This is a genomic window from Larkinella sp. (genome assembly GCF_965227735.1).
In the GTDB taxonomy this organism is placed as follows: domain Bacteria; phylum Bacteroidota; class Bacteroidia; order Cytophagales; family Spirosomataceae; genus Larkinella.
In genome coordinates this window covers 5,016,442-5,033,634 of the sequence record NZ_OZ245776.1, presented here as the reverse complement: position 1 = coordinate 5,033,634, position 17,193 = coordinate 5,016,442, and the positions used below count along the sequence as shown (strand labels likewise).

General features: G+C 53.3%; 12 protein-coding genes. 5 read left to right on the top strand and 7 right to left on the bottom strand.

The window, feature by feature from the left end; translation table 11 throughout:
* Positions 1–60: 60 nt before the first annotated feature.
* The gene (locus tag ACO064_RS19630) at positions 61–2,469 is read right to left on the bottom strand and encodes a gliding motility-associated C-terminal domain-containing protein (RefSeq protein WP_421828926.1); all 2,409 of its coding nucleotides are present in this window, start codon (positions 2,467–2,469) and stop codon (positions 61–63) included.
* Between the two features lie 226 nt (positions 2,470–2,695).
* On the opposite strand from ACO064_RS19630, the gene recG reads away from it, so the two are divergent.
* Positions 2,696–4,798 (top strand): ATP-dependent DNA helicase RecG, encoded by a 2,103-nt coding sequence (gene recG, locus ACO064_RS19625; RefSeq protein WP_421828925.1) that lies wholly within the window; start codon positions 2,696–2,698, stop codon positions 4,796–4,798.
* 154 nt (positions 4,799–4,952) lie between these two features.
* Here recG and ACO064_RS19620 read toward each other — a convergent pair whose 3' ends face one another.
* Positions 4,953–7,133 carry a caspase family protein gene (locus tag ACO064_RS19620; RefSeq protein ID WP_421831042.1) on the bottom strand — a complete coding sequence of 727 codons (2,181 nt, stop codon included), beginning with the start codon at positions 7,131–7,133 and terminating at the stop codon, positions 4,953–4,955.
* 123 nt (positions 7,134–7,256) lie between these two features.
* Between ACO064_RS19620 and ACO064_RS19615 the strand changes: the two genes are divergently transcribed.
* Complete coding sequence (locus ACO064_RS19615) at positions 7,257–8,189, top strand: sugar phosphate isomerase/epimerase family protein (RefSeq protein ID WP_421828924.1); 933 nt, start codon at positions 7,257–7,259, stop codon at positions 8,187–8,189.
* 12 nt (positions 8,190–8,201) lie between these two features.
* Here ACO064_RS19615 and ACO064_RS19610 read toward each other — a convergent pair whose 3' ends face one another.
* The gene (locus ACO064_RS19610; protein WP_421828923.1) at positions 8,202–9,125 is read right to left on the bottom strand and encodes a phosphate/phosphite/phosphonate ABC transporter substrate-binding protein; all 924 of its coding nucleotides are present in this window, start codon (positions 9,123–9,125) and stop codon (positions 8,202–8,204) included.
* 93 nt (positions 9,126–9,218) lie between these two features.
* Positions 9,219–9,890, bottom strand: coding sequence for a DUF4369 domain-containing protein (locus ACO064_RS19605; RefSeq protein ID WP_421828922.1), 672 nt, complete (start codon positions 9,888–9,890; stop codon positions 9,219–9,221).
* Positions 9,891–10,087: 197 nt separating this feature from the next.
* On the opposite strand from ACO064_RS19605, the gene ACO064_RS19600 reads away from it, so the two are divergent.
* The gene (locus ACO064_RS19600; RefSeq protein WP_421828921.1) at positions 10,088–11,440 is read left to right on the top strand and encodes a DUF418 domain-containing protein; all 1,353 of its coding nucleotides are present in this window, start codon (positions 10,088–10,090) and stop codon (positions 11,438–11,440) included.
* A 25-nt stretch (positions 11,441–11,465) separates the two neighbouring features.
* On the opposite strand, the gene ACO064_RS19595 is transcribed toward ACO064_RS19600, so the two are convergent.
* Entirely contained in the window at positions 11,466–11,771 is a 306-nt protein-coding gene (locus tag ACO064_RS19595; RefSeq protein WP_421828920.1) for a GNAT family N-acetyltransferase, read from the bottom strand.
* 239 nt (positions 11,772–12,010) lie between these two features.
* Here ACO064_RS19595 and ggt point away from each other — a divergent pair, with 239 nt between their 5' ends.
* A complete protein-coding gene (gene ggt, locus ACO064_RS19590) occupies positions 12,011–13,690 on the top strand; it encodes a gamma-glutamyltransferase (RefSeq protein ID WP_421831041.1) in 1,680 nt (559 codons plus the stop codon).
* A 1-nt stretch (position 13,691) separates the two neighbouring features.
* Here the strand turns inward: ggt and blaOXA are convergent, their stop codons facing one another.
* Both blaOXA and ACO064_RS19580 read right to left on the bottom strand, forming a co-directional pair.
* The gene (blaOXA, locus tag ACO064_RS19585) at positions 13,692–14,483 is read right to left on the bottom strand and encodes a class D beta-lactamase (RefSeq protein WP_421828919.1); all 792 of its coding nucleotides are present in this window, start codon (positions 14,481–14,483) and stop codon (positions 13,692–13,694) included.
* Positions 14,484–14,497: 14 nt separating this feature from the next.
* Positions 14,498–15,976, bottom strand: a complete 1,479-nt coding sequence (locus tag ACO064_RS19580) for a hypothetical protein (RefSeq protein ID WP_421828918.1) — start codon at positions 15,974–15,976, stop codon at positions 14,498–14,500.
* 140 nt (positions 15,977–16,116) lie between these two features.
* On the opposite strand from ACO064_RS19580, the gene ACO064_RS19575 reads away from it, so the two are divergent.
* On the top strand, positions 16,117–16,950 hold the full coding sequence (locus ACO064_RS19575; protein ID WP_421828917.1) for a class I SAM-dependent methyltransferase: 834 nt from the start codon (positions 16,117–16,119) through the stop codon (positions 16,948–16,950).
* The last annotated feature ends 243 nt before the right edge of the window (positions 16,951–17,193 follow it).

Sequence of the window (17,193 nt, the reverse complement as noted above, 5' to 3'; positions counted from 1 at the left end):
AAACGGTCGGCCTGTGGCTTACACGCTGTCGTAAAGCGATTCCATGACGGTTTTGCCCTTTTACCGGGTAATCAGCAAACTGCCGCTCCGATGGGGCTGCGAGTCACCGGGTTTAATCACGTAATGGTAGACCGCCGGGGGCAAATCCTGCCCTGCGCTTTTGCCATCCCAAGGCTGCGAATAGCCCTGGGAAACAAAAACCGGATTGCCCCAGCGGTTGTATACTTCAACCTGGCAATCAGGATAATCGCTGATTCCCCGGATCACCCACTGGTCGTTCATTCCATCGTTATTGGGTGTAAAGGCATCCGGGATAAAAAGGGGCGTTATCACCGTCACCGTCAACCGGGTGGTATATTCACAGCCCTGCGGGGAAGTAACCCTCACCCGATACGTGGTGGTGGTGTCGGGACTCGCAAAAGGCTGGGCCGCCACCGGGCTGCTCAATCCGATGGAGGGTGTCCAGTAATACCGGAGCGAATCGATGCTGTTTTTGTTTAACTCAACCTCGCTGCCCCGTCGAACCGTCGCGTCGGCAACGGTAATGGTCGGCGCCTGATGCACCACCACCGTCTGTTGCGCCCGGCCCGGACAGGTATTGCCCGGCATCGATAGCGTGTAGGTAATCACAAACTGACCGGGGCCGGTTTTGGCCGGGTCGAATTCCAGCCCCGAAACGGCACCAGCCGCCCGCCCCACACCGGCAAACGTTCCGCCACCGGGTTCGGCACGCAGGGCCAGACGCGCAGTGGCATTTTCACAAAGGGCCGGTAAAGGCGCCATCGTAACGGCGGGAGCGGTTTTAAATTGCAGCAGAACCTCTTCGGAAGTGGCCTGGCACTGGTTGGTGTCGGTGACGGTCAGCACATAATGGCCGGCCTGTGTGACCGCCAGCGACGCTCCTGCTTGCTGGTCGATAACCGTTCCGGTATTGGCCCATTGATAGGTATAGGTTGGGCGGGTGATGGCGTTCAACCGGATGGTATCGCCGGAACAGGCCGTTGTCAGTGAGGGCGGGACAATCGACGCCTGCGGTTTGGGTTTCACCCGAATCATGACGCTGTCAGTGACGACGCAGCCGGTAATCGCACTCGTGATCTGAACCTTGTACTCGCCGGTTTCGTGCGGCTGATAATCCGGCTCGCTGGCACCCGGAAACACACGGTCATCTTTGAACCACGCATACAAATACGGGCCTTCGGGGGCTTTCAGGATCACGGATTTCCCGTCGCAGAACGTGGTCGGCCCCGTCGCCGTCAGTTTCAGGGTTTCGGCTTCCGACAGGTCGACTTTCACGCTGGTTTGCGCCGGACTGGGTTTGCCGCAGGTGTTCCGGAATTGTTTGACCACCGTATAATTTCCGGATTCTCTGGCCACCAGCGTAGCCAGCGTATCGCCCGGCAGATTGAGACCGTCGCGTTGCCACTGAAACGACCAGGTGGGGGAAGCCTCGGTTTTGAGGATTACGCTCTGACCCTGGCAGGCTGAAACACTTAAAATGGCTCCGTTTGCCGCCTTGCCGATCACGGCATTTTCGGGGGCTTTCTCCAGCGTAATCGTTGGAGCGGGTGGTGTGTTATTCGGGCAATCGACAACGGCCAGTTGAAAATCCCGCCGAACGGAACCGATCCGTTTTCCATCCCGGTATTCTTCGCACAAAACCGCAAAAGCAAACAGGCCCACCTGGCTGGCGGTTACGGTAAGCACCCCGGTTTCGGCATTGACCTGAAGGCCCGGCGTGCCGGGAACGGAACTGGCCGCACTGAAACCGGCCTTCCATCCAACGGTCGGGTAGGTCGAACTGGGCTGGTTGTCAAAGGCAACACCCTGGTTCGTAAAGCCTTTGTAGGGCGTGACAATCGAATATTTGAGTTGATCGCCATCGGCGTCGGTGGCCTTGAAGCTGAACGTAAACGGTTGTCCTTTGCAGGCATATTCGCCCGTAGGAACCGAAAAAACCGGTGACGAATTCGGGACGGTTTTGATTGGCGGAAAATCCAGGTAAAAAACCATACCCGACTCATCAGCCTGAACGATGTTATCGATGGCTCCGCTGCGGCAACACACCCCGTGGACGACGTAATAGCCGTCGGGGTCGTCGAAACGATCGCCGGACAGTTCAATGGCTTTGCTGTAAATGATTTCGCGAAGTTTCAGGGGCCGCAGTTGCGCACAGGCCTGGTTAGAAACGGCGAGCGCCTGCTCACTGAGCAAGGGGAGTTCGAACTCGCCCATTTTCAGATTGTCCCGTCGGCGGTAAATCGCCAGTTTGAGGCTTGGCTTGATGTCGCCCGCCCGGCTGTTTTGTTCGTCGATGAACAAATCCAGCGACAAGGTATATTGGTCAGGCGTTCCCCCGGCGGTAAGCCGGACGTTGCCGCCGACGATATGTGAAGCTGATACCCAACGGCTTAAGGCGATGAGCACCAGAAATAAAAGAAACGTATTCCGTTGAGCCATAGACCACATGCTATCCCGGTATGTACTTACAAAAAGTAAGCCATTATGGCAGAATTTAAAAGAATCGTTCTAAAAATTTTCATTTTCAGCCCTTTATTCCCTGATTTCAAGCGACAAATTGGTATCAACTCATCCGAAAAACAGTATCTTTTACGAAATTTTGTAGTTTTGGTTAACCACATGGCTGACTCCCGAACCATTCCACTCCCGCGGGGTTGTTCAACAAATTGAGGGTATGACTGAGCGCGTAACGTTTTTCGACACAAAAATTGACTATTTGAAGGGTGTAGGCCCTCAGCGGGCGTCGTTACTCAATACCGAACTCAACATTTTTACATACCGGGACCTGATTCAGTATTACCCGTTCCGGCACGAAGACCGCACCCGCTTTACCACCATCATTGAACTCTCGGAAGCCCTCCCGGCGGCCCAGGTCATCGGGCGTATCCGCGACTGGGCGATAATCGGCGAAGGCCCCAAGAAACGGCTGGTGGCGGAGTTTACCGACCATACCGGTTCGATGGATCTGGTTTTTTTTCAGGGCATTTCGCATTTTGAGAAATTTCTGCGCCCCGGTGCCGAATACATCGCCTACGGCAAACCGATTGCCTTTGGCAGCAAATTCAGCATTACCCACCCGGAACTCGACCCCTTAACCGCCGAAAACGAGCAGGGCAGCACGTTTCACCCGATTTATAACCTGACCGAAAAACTGCGCCGGATGCGGGTCGACAGCAAGCTGATTGCCCGCATGATGCAGCAGTTGCTCGAAATAGCGTATCCGCACATTCACGAAACGCTGCCCAATTCGCTGCTGGAAAAATACCGGATGATCTCGAAAGCCGACGCGATTGAGAACATTCATTTGCCCAAAAGCCAGGCCTGGCTCAAACAGGCCGAACGGCGGCTGAAGTTTGAAGAGCTGTTTTACAACCAGTTGCGGCTGATCAAAAACAAGCTGATTCACAAAACCGAATACCCTGGTCAGATATTCCGAAACATGACGCTGCTGACCCGGTTTTATAAGGAGTTCATGCCGTTTTCACTAACCGATGCCCAAAAGCGGGTTTTGCGCGAAATTCACGGCGATCTGGTCAGCGGAAAACAGATGAACCGGCTGTTGCAGGGGGACGTCGGCAGCGGCAAAACGATCGTCGCCTTCATTGCCATGCTCATGGCGATCGACAACGGCGCTCAGGCCTGCATCATGGCCCCGACCGAAATTCTGGCCGACCAGCATTACTACGGACTGAAAGTGTTTGCCGACCAACTGGGCCTGACCATCGGGCGGCTGACGGGCTCGACCCGCACCAAAGGCCGCCGGATCATCCATGACCAATTGCAAAGCGGTTTGATGCACATCATCGTCGGCACGCACGCGCTGCTGGAAGACGTGGTGCAGTTCAAAAACCTCGGTTTGTGCATCATCGACGAGCAACACCGCTTTGGCGTGGCCCAGCGCGCCCGGCTCTGGAATAAAAATCAGGAAATTTACCCGCACATGATGGTTATGACGGCCACGCCCATTCCGCGGACGCTGGCGATGACGCTTTACGGCAACCTGGATCTGTCGGTGATCGACGAACTCCCGGCGGGCCGGAAACCAATCAAGACCGTTCATCGATACGACACGCACCGGCTGGAAGTGTTCGGATTTATCCGGCAGCAAATTGAGCAGGGGCGGCAAATTTACATCGTGTATCCGTTGATCGAAGAATCGGAAAAGCTGGATTTCAAGGATTTGATGGACGGTCACGAAAGCATCACGCGGGCCTTCCCAAATCATCCCATCGGCGTGCTGCACGGCCGGATGACGGGCTACGACAAGGATTTTGAAATGGACCGGTTTGTGAAGGGCGAGACCAAAATCATGGTGGCTACGACGGTGATCGAGGTGGGCGTAAACGTACCGAATGCCAGCGTGATGGTGGTCGAAAGTGCCGAGCGGTTCGGCCTGGCGCAGTTGCACCAGTTACGGGGGCGCGTCGGGCGGGGTGCCGAGCAGTCGTATTGCATTCTGATGACGGACTACAAGCTCTCCAAAGAAACCCGCACCCGCATCGAGACGCTGGTGAAAACCAACAACGGATTTGAAATTGCCGACGTCGACCTCCAGCTTCGCGGCCCCGGCGACCTCTCCGGCACCCAGCAAAGCGGTATTGCCGACCTCATTCTGGCCGACCTGGCCAAAGACGGGGCCATTCTGACAGCCGCCCGCGAATCGGCGCAACAGATTCTGGACGAAGACCCCGATTTGATTTTGCCCCAGCACGCCCCCGTCCGGAATCAGGTCGAAATGCAGCGGGAAGGCGAAACGAACTGGAGCCGGATTAGTTAACCGCTGGTCGGGATTTGGAATGGCTGGTCGAGATTTAAAATCTCGACCCACTCTGCCGCGGATTTGCAATCCGCAGCGAGAAAGCAAGATTACAACCCATTGTACTTGTGTCGCGGATGGCAAATCTTGATCAGCATGATCAGCCTGGTTTTTATCAGAATTTCAACTTGATTTCCTGCGCCATTTCCGTAACAACCTGCGGGTTTTGCCGGTTTTTGGTTTGCCGTTTCACCTCAATCTGAGTGCGTAACAAGACATCATCCAGCACTTCGCCCGACCGAAGGTGGTTGAGCAGCGAGCGGGTGTATACGCCATTTCTTCCGGAACTATTTTCGGCAACGTTCCCCCAGCCGGTTGCCATGGCCAGATACATATTGCCTTCGCCGGAAAGATCACCAACGGGTTTAAACCCCCGGGAACCGCCCCGGCTGAAGGATTTGAACGGATTATCGCGGCAGGCATCCATGATAATCACATTAAAAGCCGCCTGGGTATTCCGGCGCATCCGGTCGATCAGTTTCTGCACATCGACGCCCTGGAGATCCACATCGTCCGGATCCGTCAGCTTTGCATCCACCGGAATCAGGTAGTTGTGATTATCGAATTCAATACCGTGTCCGGCATAGAAAAAAAGCGCGACATCGGCGTTTTTAAGCTGTTGATTGAACTGACCGATGCTTGTTTCAAGCGTGGATTTGGTAGAATTCGTCACCAGCGTCACCAAAAAACCCAGCGCACGCAGCCGATCGGCGATATCAGTGGCATCATTGACGGGCATTCCTTCCAGCGACGACCCATTCTGGTAAGCGGAGTTGCCGACCACGAGCGCAAAGCGTCGGGGAAAGGCTACGACAGCGGCCTGGCTGGCGGGTGGTTCAGTCGGCTTATCGGGTTTCGAATCAACCGGTTGCCGGGCAGCCGCCGTGGTGGGCGGGGTGGTCTGACCCGGTTTTGGGCCCGGCGTGGTAGTAGGTTTAGATTCGGGAGGGCGCTGTGCAACGGGGTCGGCGGATATGGTGGTCAAAAAAGGTTCGTCGCCGATGGGCACGACACAAGCCACTTTTTTCTCCTCAAACTGCTTCAGAATGTTTTGCAGATTGGTTAAATGCTCGTTCAGATCGGCTTCTGTGCTTTTAGTCTGTCTGGCCCGTTCAAAATACGGCACTACTTTTTTGAACGTGCCACATACCTGCCCTTCTATCCGTTTGCCATACTGGGCATACTCCGCCAAATTCATGCCATCGACTACTTTTTTAAGTTTAACGGCCTGGTTAAAATACCAGACGCCCATATTGAAATTGGCATCGTAATTACCAGGATCAAGGGCTAGGGCGCGGGTCAGGTAAGCTTTTTCCAGTTTTTTTTCTCCGGCATATTTCTCCCTGACCTCCGCCAGCCGTCTGCCAGTTTCCAACGCGGCTGAAGCGTGCATGGCCGATTGGTCATTCGCTTCCAGTTGAGCGATTGTAGCCTGATTATCAGTAATGCGCTGTTTTACCGTGCCTAGTTGACGTTTCAATTCGGCATTTTGGGGTTGTTTCCTGAGGAGCGCATTGAGTCGCTTCTGCTCAGTCAGATAGACGTCCAGCGTTTTTTTCGTATCCGCCAGTTGTTTCCCCAGATCGCTTTCTTTCTTGGTCTCGATTTCCAGTTTGCCAACTTCCTCGTCCGTTTTAGCAGCTAGATTTGAGTAGATGATGGAAAGATTAACGAGACTTTGTACATCGTTCGGATTTCGCACAACCGCCTTTTTCAAATCGTCAATTGCCTCATCGATCCGATTGGCAGTCAAAAAAATATTGATTCGTTCGTTGGCAAGATCCCGGTTAGCAGGGTGAATGGCAATGGCTTTGTCGAGCGTAGAAAGGGCCTTTTCATAGTCCTGATCGGCTTTATAAATCGATGACAAGGCGTAAAAAACGGCGGCATCCCGCCCTCCACGTACAACATACTTCTCAAACTGAGTACGTGCGGCAGGCTGATCTTTTAGTTGTTGGGCAGCAATTCCGGTATAAAGCGGAGCAATGGTGTCAGCCGACATCAGGTTACCTGCTTCCGACATATGCCGCACAGCGGTTTCAAAGTCTTTTTTCTGAAAAGCCGCAACACCCAGGTCCATCAAATCCTTGTACTTTTTGGCGTCATTCTTCTGCGCCTGGGCAGGTGATATGCCTTCAATCATACTGATGCAAAGCACCAACAGGGTTGCAACTATTTTCCCATCCATTTTCAACATGCTTTCATTTCGCTTCAAATTTCTGACAAAAAACGGGCATCCGTTGGATGACAGCAGCACAAACGGGCCATAAACCAGCCGCTCGGGAACAAACTCCATCAAACACCGTCAGCTAAAAATGCCAAATCAGGCAATAAGTTATCATCTGAATTGAAAAAAAGGCACAAATGGTAACAAAAAACCTTTCCTCCAATCCTTGTATATTTAACCCAAAATCACCGTATGCTCTCCTTCTCCCGTCGCCACTTCCTCCAATCCTCCACCTTGCTGGCAGGCAGTCTGGTGGCTCCTCAACTCCCGGTTCTGAAAACCGCCCCGAAACCGTTGCGACTCGGCGGCCCCATCTTTCTGAAGAGCGACGACCCGGCAGAACTGGCGCGGGAGCACCGGCGGCTGCACTACAGTTCGGCGTATGTTCCGGCGGTCAAGCTGACAGAAACCGCCAGAATTGCCGCCATCCGGAAGGCTTTCGCGGAGCAAAACGTCCTCATTGCCGAAGTGGGGGCCTGGGTCAACATGCTGGATCAGGATGCCGAAAAACGGAGCAAGAACCTGGCGTATGTCATCGAACGGCTGGCGTTGGCCGAAGAGATCGGGGCGCTCACCTGCGTCAACATTGCCGGTTCCTACAACCCGAAACAATGGGACGGTCCGGATGCCCGCAATCTAACAAAAGAATACTTCGATGCGACGGTGGAAAACTGCCGGAAGGTCATCGATGCTGTCAACCCGAAAAAAGCCAAATTTGCCCTGGAAATGATGGGCTGGAGTTTGCCCGACGGACCGGATTCATACCTGAAATTCATCAAGGCCATTGACCGACCGGCTTTTGGCGCACACGTCGACATGGCCAACATCATCAACACGCCCGACCGGTTTTACAACAACACGGCCCTGATCAACGAGACTTTCCGCACCTTAGGGCGTTGGATTGTGGCCGTTCACGCCAAAGATGTCCACGGCAAGGATGTTCACTTTGCCGAAACCATGCCGGGCCGCGGAACGCTCGATTACCCGACCTACATCCGAAATGTAACCGCCTTGCCGAACGAAGTTCCCTTTATGCTCGAACACCTCCGCACGCCGGAAGAATACGACGAAGCCCGTCAATTCGTCATTCGCAAAGCAGCCGAAGCCGGGATTCCGCTGGCGTAGTGACAAAGGCCGTCACCGGATTAAATTGGCGAACTGCTCAATCAGGGCTTTCGGAGCGCCGATTCGTTGCTGATACGACTGGTAAAAAGCCCTGTCGATGGGCCGGAATTTCTCGGCTTGCCGGGCTTCCGACCAACCCGAACGCAGGGCCACCAGCGCAGCGTGGTTTTCGGTGTGTAAGGCTAGCAGAATTTCCGTGATCTTTTTCTGCAACGAAACGTCCAGCGTATTTTTTAGCAAAGCGGGGCCTAGCGGTATTTCCTCCGACTCCCAGACCAGTTTAATCCGGTTTTTGAGCGTTGAATCTTTCCGGACGGCTTGGTGGTACTCTTCACTGCCGAAAGCCGCCAGATCGGTTTTCCGTTCCAGCACCTGCGTCAGTCCGTTGGCGTGGGTTTTGCTATATGCTACGGTCTTGAATTGCCGGTCCGGTTCCGGCAGACCATGGGCATACAGATAAGCCCGTGGAATGAGGTTGCCGGAGGTGGAGGTTTCGCTCACAAAGGTCATCCGATACTGCGCAGCCTGTTTCGTCAAATCGGCCATCCGGTCAATAGGCAACGACGCGTGGGCAATAAGGGCGGTTTTATAGTTATCTCGCACATCGGGCGGCACCTGCAAAGCCGCTACCGGCGTATACGGGCTGGCGCCCCGGTTGATGAGCAGCAAATACCCAAACGTGCTGATGAGGGCTAGATCGACTTCACCAGCCTCGATACCGGCAATGAACGAAGCCACATTTGCGTAACTTTTGGTCTGAACCGGCATTCCCAGTTTCTGACTCAGGACGTCGGCCAGGGGCTGAATATTGCCCAGGCGGTTGTTGTCGGCGTAGGTATAGGTGGCCAGTATTAATTTCGGCGTCTGGCAAAACGCAGGAAAAGCAAACCATTGAATCAGGACGATCAGCCGGATTCGGAGTAAAAAAGGACTCATGCAGCGTGGATGGATTGAAATGAAATGGCAAAAGTAGGCCAATCAATCCAAACAGGCTGACAACGATTTAGCAAACGGACATGAATACCGGTTTTACTTCAACTGATTCTGTAACCGTTTGGCCAGCGTGTGGCTCTTGAACGAACTGCTGAGCTTGTCGTACATGGCGCGGGCTTCAGCTTTGGGAAACTGGTTCCAGTACCAGTTCAGCAAATACAGGCTCAGTTGCGAATCAGGATTGGCCTTGATCTGCTCGGCCACTTTCTGGTTTTGTTCGGCCTTCAGCCGCTTTTCTTCCCGCACCACCCGGTTGGCAATGGCCGTGTCGCCGGTCGACCGCTGGCGGTCATTATACAAATCCATCAGCACTTCGCGGTAGGGGCGGTCCACTTCATTCTGGAATTTCAGCCAGCGATCGGTCAGCGGAGAGCCTTTTACTTCGGCTTCGCGAAACGCGTCGCGGGTGCCTTCGAGGGTCAGATCACCGTCCCAGATAAACTGCACCTGCCCCGGCAAACCAGCCGCCACCACGTTGTAGAAATCAATTTCAGGAATGGTACGGCTAAACGCAAACTTGCCATCCACCGCCCGGGTCGAATCCACGATCAAGGGCTTGCTGTTGGCATTATCGGTTTTTTTGAGGTACACCATAACCGTACCCAGTCCGTTGACATTACCCTGTAGCTTAACGTCTTTCTGGGCCTGAACCGACGTAAAAAGTCCAATGCTGAGGAGGAGGACGAGACTATAAATACTTTTTTTCATGACACGATGGTGAGGCTCTTTGAAGATTTGCCGTTAAATAAAACGTTTTGATACCCAGAATGTAACCGGTTATATTACAGAGAATAAACAACAAAAATACCTTTTCTGTCTGCGTTTGGTATCCGTAACCGGCAGTAAACTTATCCTCTGGCCTTTTCAAATCAAAACGGTATCGTCAACCTCTACCCTTCTGCTCCATGGATGCCCTTTCCCCCACCGTCGCTTTGACTTCCGAATCTCCCGGCTACGTCGCCGTTCAGCCTGTTGCCAAAGCCGACCGCATACAGACCATCGACGTCATTCGTGGTTTTGCGCTGCTCGGCATTCTGATGATGAACATCCCCTACTTTGGCCTGTCGTACACGGCCACGCCCCGGTTTTTCACGGCCCCGGTCGATTCACCGGATTTTCGGACCTTCCTGACGGTTTCGGTAGTTTTTGAAGGAACCATGCGGGCCTTGTTTTCGATGTTGTTTGGCGCGGGGATGTTGCTGTTTATGGCCAAAAAAGACACCCGAACCGATGGCTACGGCATGCCCGATTACTACTACCGGCGGTTGTTCTGGCTCATTCTGTTCGGCATGTTCAACGCGTTTGTGCTGCTCTGGCCCGGCGACATTCTGTATACCTACGGCGTTTGCGGCCTGTTTCTGTTTCCGTTTCGGAACATGAAGCCCCGGTCGTATCTCCTGATTGCGTTTTTCTGTGTGGCGGTTTTGGGCGTAAAAGGGTTTTTCAAGGCGATGGAAACCCAGGAGAAACGGGAAGGCTACCTCAAAGCCATTCAACTGGAGAAACAGAAAAAAACGCTGACCGACGAGCTTAAAAAAGCCAAAGAAGGCTGGCTGGCCGTAGAAAAAAACGCGAAATATGATAAGAAGAAAGAAGACGAAATCAACAAAACCATGCAGGGCGATTACGGCACGATTTTCAAATCATATCTGCCGCTGAATACCAAATTTGAGTCGGTTAAATTCTACCAGAATTTCATCTGGGACGCCTGGGCGCTGATGTTTCTGGGCATGGCGCTGTTCAAATGGGGCTTCTTTTCCAATCAACTGCCCACCCGAACCTACGTTCTGACCTTGCTGGCCGGTTACGGCATCGGCCTATCGCTGGGCTGGTTTGCCTTCTGGGATGGCGTCGCCTGGTTTACGAATCCCGGCAAGGTCCTGGATGCAAATTCGTTTCCTTTCCAGGCTTTCTACCAGATCCGCCGGGCCGCTTCCGCCCTCGGTCATGCGAGTCTGCTGTTGTTGATCTACCGCTCGGGCATCGTTCCCTGGCTCATGAAAGCCCTGGCCAACGTTGGGCAAATGGCGTTCACCAACTACCTGATGCAGAGCATTATCTGCACCTTGTTTTTCTACGGGTATGGTTTTGGCTATTTCGGCAAGCTGTCGTATTACGAACTTTACTTCGTCGTGGCCGCCGTGTGGCTGTTTCAATTCATCTTCTCGGCCGTCTGGCTCCGGTTTTTCCGCTTCGGCCCCTTCGAATGGCTCTGGCGATCCCTAACCTACTGGAAATGGCAGCCCATGCAGGGGTAAAGAAGGGAATTTAAAATTCCTTTTTTCACAATCCGTCTTCTTCCTTCGTCCAAACATCCGCATAGTCTTTCGGATGCCGCTTGAACTGGGCGTGTACGTATGGACAAAGCGGAACGACTTTCAGGCTATTTTCCCGCGCATACGCCACCATCGCATCCAGCATCTGTTTGGCGTAGCCCTTTCCTTCGGCTTCCGGCACCACTTCGGTGTGGTAAACCGTCAGTTTATTGTTGGCGATATTGACTACCATTTCGCCAATTTTAACCCCCTCTTCGTAGAGGTAAAAAGCACCGGGATTTTTTTGATCGAGGTCTAGTTTGATTTCTGTCATCGTAGGATACGGTAAACGAATGCGGCACCGGTCGTTGAAAAAATGGTGACCGGTTTGCGGAAATATAGGAATAAATCGAATTCCGACCGCTTTTCAGGGAGAAATTCCACCCCGCTTCTCATTATTTGATAACTTACCCACCGAGCCTACGCAATTACGGTATGAAATTAAAAATAGAACGTTTGACGACGCTTTTCTTGACCAGTCATGTCCTGTTAGTGCTCTTTTCCACGCCGGGAATGGCGCAAACGGGGAAAGGAGATCGCATCAGCGGCTTGAATTTCGCCACCCGAAGCCCGGTTGTAGCCAGCCATGGCATGGTGGCGACGGCTCATCCCCTGGCTTCGCAAATCGGCCTCGACATCCTGAAACAGGGTGGATCCGCTGTCGATGCCGCCATTGCGGCCAACGCGGCCCTGGGTGTGCTGGAACCCAACAACTGCGGCATCGGTGGCGATTTATTCGCCATCGTCTGGTCGGCCAAAGACCGGAAACTGTACGGTTTGAACGCCAGCGGTCGCTCTCCGCGGGGGCTGACATCCGAAAAACTCAAGGCGGTTTTAGGCGATAGCAAGACGATTCCACTGTATGGCCCCCTGTCGGTTTCGGTGCCGGGAACCGTAGACGGCTGGTTCGAATTGCACCGGCGGTTTGGCAAACTCGCCATGAAAACCCTGCTGATGCCCGGCATCCGCTACGCCCGCGAAGGCGCTCCCGTTCCGTCGGTCATTGCCTATTCCTGGCAGGAGGCCGTTCGGCGGCTGGAAGCGAGCCGGTCCACGATTCAGGAGTTCGACAACTTCCGCCGGACGTTTCTGATCAATCAGCTACCTCCCAAAGAAGGACAAATCTTCAAAAACCCGGATTTGGCGGCTACCTACGAAAAAATCGCCAACGGCGGTCGGGATGCTTTTTACAAAGGCGAGATTGCCGCAGTCATCGATCAATATGCCCGAAAAACCGGACTATATCTTCGCAAAGAGGATTTATCCAGCCACGGAAGCACCTGGGTCGATCCGGTTTCTGTCAACTACCGGGGCTTCGATGTTTTTGAATTACCGCCCAACGGCCAGGGAATCGCCGTTCTCCAGATGCTGAACATCCTGGAAGCGTATGATTTGAAGCGAATGGGACACAACAGCGCGGAGTATCTGCACGTGTTGACGGAAGCTAAAAAGCTGGCTTTCGAAGACCGCGCCCGGTTTTATGCAGATCCGGATTTCGCCAAAATACCGCTATCGTGGTTGCTATCGAAGGACTACGCTGCCCGGCGTCGGAAATTAATCGATCCGAAACAGGCCGCCAAACGCGTCGACTCCGGCGCGCTGCCGCTGCGGGAGGGCGACACCACCTACCTCACCGTGGCCGACGACGAAGGCAATATCGTGTCGTTGATTCAAAGCAACATGCTCGAATTTGGCAGTGGGCTGGTCCCCGACGGGCTGGGATTTGTTTTTCACAACCGGGGAACGAGTTTCAGCCTGCAAGTCGGCCACGCCAACGAATACAAACCGGGCAAACGTCCCTTCAACACCATCATCCCGGCTTTTGTCCTGAAAAACGGAAAACCGTTCCTGAGTTTTGGCGTCATGGGCGGAGCGATGCAACCGCAGGGCCACGTTCAGATTCTGTGTAATCTCCTGGATTTCGGCATGAACGTGCAGGAAGCGGGCGACGCGGCCCGGTTCAGCCACTCCGGCAGCAGCGAACCCATTGGCACCCTCATGCTGGACGGCGGTCACCTGGCGTTGGAAAGCGGTATTTCAAACGAAGTCCGCGAAGAACTGGCGCGCCGGGGCCACCACCTGATTCCCAAGGATTTCTTCGGCGGCTATCAGGCCATTCTGTCCGATACCACGCAAAAAGTTTATCACGGGGCCTCAGAAATGCGGAAAGATGGGCAAGCGGTGGGGTATTAACTCAAATTCCCAGCTCCTTCAAAATCGCTTCCGTGATCTGGCGACGGGCGGGGACAAACGTAGCGGGAACCGGTTTTGGACTTTCGACATTCGTGGCAAAATAATAGACCTTATCGCCTTTTTCGACGTAGCCTACAAACCAGCCGATGTTGGGATTCGCACTGCCGCCGGCCCAGCCCGTTTTGCCGTACAGTTTCATACCCGGTTTTTCGTCGATGAGCATGATTTTTTTCAGAACCGCCAGGTTTTTGGGTGCAAACGGCACCTTGCCCTCGTGAATCCGGCGCAACAGATCGATTTGTTGCTCCTGTGTAATCGTGGACTTGCCTTCCAGCCAGAACGAATCCAGGTTGTCGGCGTTGATGTCCAGTTTTCCGTAGCCCACTTTAGCCACCCACTCGCGCATCCGTTTCAGGCCCACTTTCCGGGCCACTTCCTGGTAACACGGCACGCAGGAAACTTGAAAGGCGGTTTCGAGTGTATTGTCGCGGTTCCAGGTTTCGATGTCCCTTTTGACGCTGTCCCATTTCATGACGGAATGCTCGTCTTTCAGAACACCGGTTTCCAGACCGATCAGCGTGTTGAGAATCTTGAACGTGGACGCGGGCAGAAATCCCTGCCGGGTACGTTCAAACTGATACGCCGTGTAATGGTCGCGCTGCGGATCGTAGAGCAGGAAAGACCCTTTCAGTTTCTGTTCGGTAAAAAACCGTTCGAAATCCGGGCGTTCCGTCACAGAAGCGGGGCGGTAGCTCAGCAGAAAAAGGGATGCGATGGCAACCAGTATCTTCATAAAAAGGGCAACCGTTACGGTTTGGACGAGATGGACTGAATTTTGGCAAACTTACCCGCTCCGCCTTTTTCGCCCAGGGCCGGTTCAAAACCGAGTTGAATAATGGAGCCTTTCCAGGTGGGCACTTTGGTCATATCGATTTCATACGTCCGGTATTGTCCATCGCCAATAATCGGAAAATCGACAAAGTTTCCAGCCACAAATTCGGGGTCTTTCGGCACCATCCACCGAAGCCGGGCCTGCGTTGCATCGGTTTTGAAAGCACCTTTGATGTACATCTTCGGCACATCGGCGGCCTGGTACATTTCGTTCGGGCCAATCATCAGGAAACTGCCGTTGTCGAGTGGCAGATCCAGTTCGTTTTTAATGGGCCAGCCGCGATCGGTGCCCTGATAATACCACCACGATTGCCGGTCGGCCACAAAGCGATAATCCGGAGCCAGTTTGGGGCGGGGTTGCGCATAGACATACTTCCGGATGTCGTCGAGCGTGCCTACAACCAGCGTATAATCGTACTGATACTGAATATTGTAGTCGATCACTTCGTAGGCCGAGGGCGTAATGTAAGCCGTGGTGAAGTCGTATTCGCCCCCAATGGGTGAGGTTCCGAAAATACCGCCGATAAAATAGTGGTGGTTCGGTTTATAAACCGCCACTCCCCAATTGGCATCGTTGACCATCGCCATCCAGTTTTCCGGGGAAATCAGCGGCTGTCCGCCAAAAATTTCGTTGACCGTCTGGCTATTCGTTTTGGTGAGCACATCATTGGTGAAAGGGCGCGCACCCGTATAGGCAACGACATTCCGAAACGGCGCATTCAGAAAGACGGCCGGCAACTCCTGCGGTTTCGCCGAATATTGTTTCGTATCACTCCGGTTGTTGTTCAACCGGTGACGCACTTTAACGGTATTTTTATCGAGCGTAATCCAGGTTTCAATCGTGCATTCACCCACCACATTATCGTTGGGCCAGATCATCGGCACGGTTTTGACGTAAATTTCCCGCCCATCATTCCGCGACTCAAGCACTTTCGAACGGTTGCCAAAAACATCGCCCGACATAATCGGGTTCCAGCCCAACTCCTGCCACTGCGGATGGGGTTGTTTGCCGCCCGGCGCAAAGGGTGTTGGCCCGGCATAAAACGACGCCTGAATCTGACGACCCGAATCCCAGTTGTTCACCAGGTTCTGCCCGTTGGCCGACGTGGCCAGGTAGGTGATGGCCCCGCCCATGTTCAGATCGACGCTCAGGCGAAGTGACCCGTTATCGATATAAGAAGGTCGGGCCGGTGGATTGGGCAAACCGGTGATGGGCGAGGTTCCGGGACCGCTTCCGCCCGTATTCCCCCCCGGCGTGCCCGGCGTACCCGGCGTTCCGGACGTACCACCCTGGTTGGAAGGCGTCCGCCAGACCCGCTCTTCGTATTTGTAACAGCCTGCAAACGTCAGACCAACCACCGCTATCAGGACCCATGCACGTCGACGTACCATCATAGTTGTAAAGGAGACTAACCCGTTAATTTTCCAATCAATAAATATCTGTTTCTTCCAGAACGTAAACTTGGGGATAAGTTTACAAAATAATGGCTTTAATGTTTAACTTGGCTGCTATTTAAACCAAAAGCAATTCAATAATGGGCCTGAAAAGCTTGATTCCCAACTCGATAAAAACCGCACTAAAGAATGTCATTCCGGTTTCCGTTATCGATCAACTGGAGATTATTACCGGCGAACGGGATGCCCTCACTCCTCCGTCCAGGATGATTTTTATCGGTGACGGCGATTTCAGGAAAGTAGGAAAACTCACGATTGACCGGATGAAAGAAATCGGCGACCTGAAGCCAACCGACCGCGTTCTGGACGTCGGCAGCGGCATTGGCCGGCTGGCCATTCCCCTCACCGACTACCTGAAAACGCCCGGTGGATACGACGGCATCGAGATCGTCAAAGACGGCGTAGACTGGTGTAACAAGGAAGTACACAAACGCTTCCCGAACTTCAACTTTCACCACCTGAACGTCTACAACAAGATGTATAACCCGAACGGAACCATGCAGGCCCACGAGCTGCGGTTTCCGTTTGAGTCTGCAACCTTCGATTATGTCATTCTGAATTCGGTGTTTACCCACATGCTCGAACCGGATTTTGAGCGGTATCTGGCCGAAATCTCGCGGACGTTGAAGAAGGGCGCGCGGGGCTATATCACCATGTTTTTGCTGAACGAAGAATCCCGCCGGTTGAATGCCGAAGGAAAAAACAAGTACGAACGACACCTGACGCCTTTTACGGACAACACGATGGTGTATCTGCAGGATCTGCCCGAAAGTATGATTGCGTTCGACGAGACCTACGCCCGGAAAGCGTTTGAAAAAGCGGGCTTGACCATTCGCGATATTAAGTTTGGCAACTGGTGTGGTCGACTCAATACCGTTGATTACCAGGATTTGATCTTTGTTACTAAAAAATAGCGTTTTTGTCGTTGCACTGCGGTTTCCGGGTGCAACGACAAAAACATTTAAAAGTTTTTCTTCCTAATTCGTCTCCATCCACTAATTTTGTGGGATTTTTGACCATACCGAAACAGATTGGCTTCGGAAGCAACTAAACGGTTCGCCCTGTGTCTGCGTTCCGGTCGCTGTGCCAACCTGTTTTCGCTTCGGGCCAGTACGTTTCAGGGGGTCAGGAATAGTGATTGTGTGTTAAGGATTGAC